The organism is Bartonella sp. AP150HLJHH (assembly GCF_042196385.1).
Taxonomy (GTDB): Bacteria; Pseudomonadota; Alphaproteobacteria; order Rhizobiales; family Rhizobiaceae; genus Bartonella.
The window spans coordinates 1-1,977 of record NZ_JBHIQC010000079.1; the positions used below are offsets into that span (position 1 = coordinate 1).

The 1,977-nt window shown below is 36.9% G+C and carries 2 protein-coding genes and 1 pseudogene; 1 reads left to right on the top strand and 2 read right to left on the bottom strand.

Annotated elements, in window-relative coordinates; translation table 11 throughout:
* A pseudogene (locus tag ACFING_RS09630) lies at positions 1–226 on the bottom strand (hypothetical protein); the annotation flags it as partial.
* Positions 213–446 carry a hypothetical protein gene (locus ACFING_RS09635; RefSeq protein WP_375630734.1) on the bottom strand — a complete coding sequence of 78 codons (234 nt, stop codon included), beginning with the start codon at positions 444–446 and terminating at the stop codon, positions 213–215. The pseudogene ACFING_RS09630 and the gene ACFING_RS09635, both read right to left, overlap by 14 nt.
* Positions 447–543: 97 nt before the next feature.
* On the opposite strand from ACFING_RS09635, the gene ACFING_RS09640 reads away from it, so the two are divergent.
* Entirely contained in the window at positions 544–1,710 is a 1,167-nt protein-coding gene (locus tag ACFING_RS09640; protein ID WP_375615313.1) for a tyrosine-type recombinase/integrase, read from the top strand.
* Positions 1,711–1,977 lie beyond the last annotated feature (267 nt).

The following is a 1,977-nucleotide window of genomic DNA, read 5'->3' on the forward strand; positions in this document are numbered from 1 at the left end:
TCCAACCTGTTGTATCATCATCTTTATATTTTGGATTGTTCTGCAACTCAAAAGGAATATGAGAATTGCATAAAATTACAAAAATATTTGTTATTATTATCAAACCAAAAGATGCGAATATCAAAATACTTTGAATAAAGTAGGGATTTTTTTTAATTTCTAAAAAGCATAAAAATATAAAAATTATAATACCAAACAAGGCTCTTAGCTGCTTATCTGTAAACATATTTATTTCCTGCGGTTTTTGATAATTTTTTGATCTCTTTATTGATCTCATCTATGAGAGGTTCGTAATTGAGAACGCTTTTCGGAATACCACCCCCATATATCCAAGCTTTCACTTGCGCCTTGGTACTGTAATCAACATTACAAGGCATTGATTTATAATAATAATTCACTGTTTTGTATGTTGAATGAGAGTCTCGAATATCGTAAGATTCTCTCATTTCAAAGCTGTTTATCTTGAATCAATCAAAACCACTCATTTGCACATAACAAGTGGGATGAGTGTATGGATCAAATTTGTATAAGAAAGGAATAAAAATGGCTCTTATGAACCGTCTTAATGCAAGATCTGTCGCAACATTGGGAGCTGGCAAATATAATGATGGTGCCGGCTTGTTACTTCATAAGCGTAAAGATGGAGGTGCTCAATGGATTTACCGTTTTACCATTCATGGGCGGCGCCGTGAAATGGGCTTGGGTGCTTTAAGAGATGTTTCTTTAAAACAAGCCCGTGAATTAGCAAATCAATGGCGCTCTGTTTTACGTGAAGGGCGTGATCCTATTAAAGAACGTGAGAAACAAAAGCGTGAGGCAATAAGCAATCTTCATTATTTAAAAGATATTGCCTTGGATACTTTTGAAACTCGTAAAGCTGAATTAAAAGGGGATGGGAAAGATGGACATTGGTTTTCGCCTTTACAACTTCATATTCTCCCTAAATTAGGTTGTCTTCCTGTGTCAGAGATTACACAAACAGAAATACGTAATACACTTGCCCCTATCTGGCATACAAAAGCTGGAGCTGCTCGGACAGCATTGATACGTCTCAAACTTTGTCTCAAACATGCTGCTGCATTAGGTTTGGATGTTGATTTACAAGCAACAGAAAAAGCACGCGCTCTTTTAGGAAAACAACGCCATAAAGTCAAAAATTTACCTGCAATGGATTGGAAAGATATACCAGCTTTTTATCAAACACTTTGCGAAGCATCAACCCTAACACAACTGGCTTTGCGTTTGCTTATCCTTACAGGGGTTCGCTCTAACCCTTTACGTCATATTCATAAAGATCAAGTTGAAGGTGATATCTGGACAATCCCTGCTGAAAATATGAAAGGAAAGCGTGATACTACAAAAGAGTTTCGTGTGCCCTTATCATCTGAAGCATTAGACATTTTAAAACAAGCGCGCTCACTTTCTCGCAATGATTTCTTCTTTTCTGCAACCGGTCGCGGTCCCCTTGCTACGAAGTGTATGGCTCAATACATGAGAGACAATAAACTTGAAGCCTGCCCCCATGGATTTCGCTCTAGTTTACGCGATTGGCTCGCTGAAACAACCGATGCCCCCTATGAGGTTGCTGAAACAATTCTAAGTCATACAGTCGGAGGACAAGTAGAGCGTGCCTATCGTCGTACTGATTATTTAGAACAGCGCCGCGTTTATATGGATAAATGGGCGGCTTATGTCACGGGTCAATCTTAAGATATGGAGTGCATAACCCCATGATCTGTGGATAACTTTCTCTCTCTTCTCTCTCATTCTTTCTCAATAAGAGTCATAAATTATCACATCAAAAATTGTATGATAAAATATTGTTTTCTATAAATAAAACATCTTTCCAAATGAACCAAAATATGGTTAATAAATAGTTATGATTTGTTCTCATTTTTTTATAGAAAGGATTTTAGTATGACAGAAAATGATATTCTTTTGACAGACCGTGAAAGTGCAAAATTGCTTCATATGAGT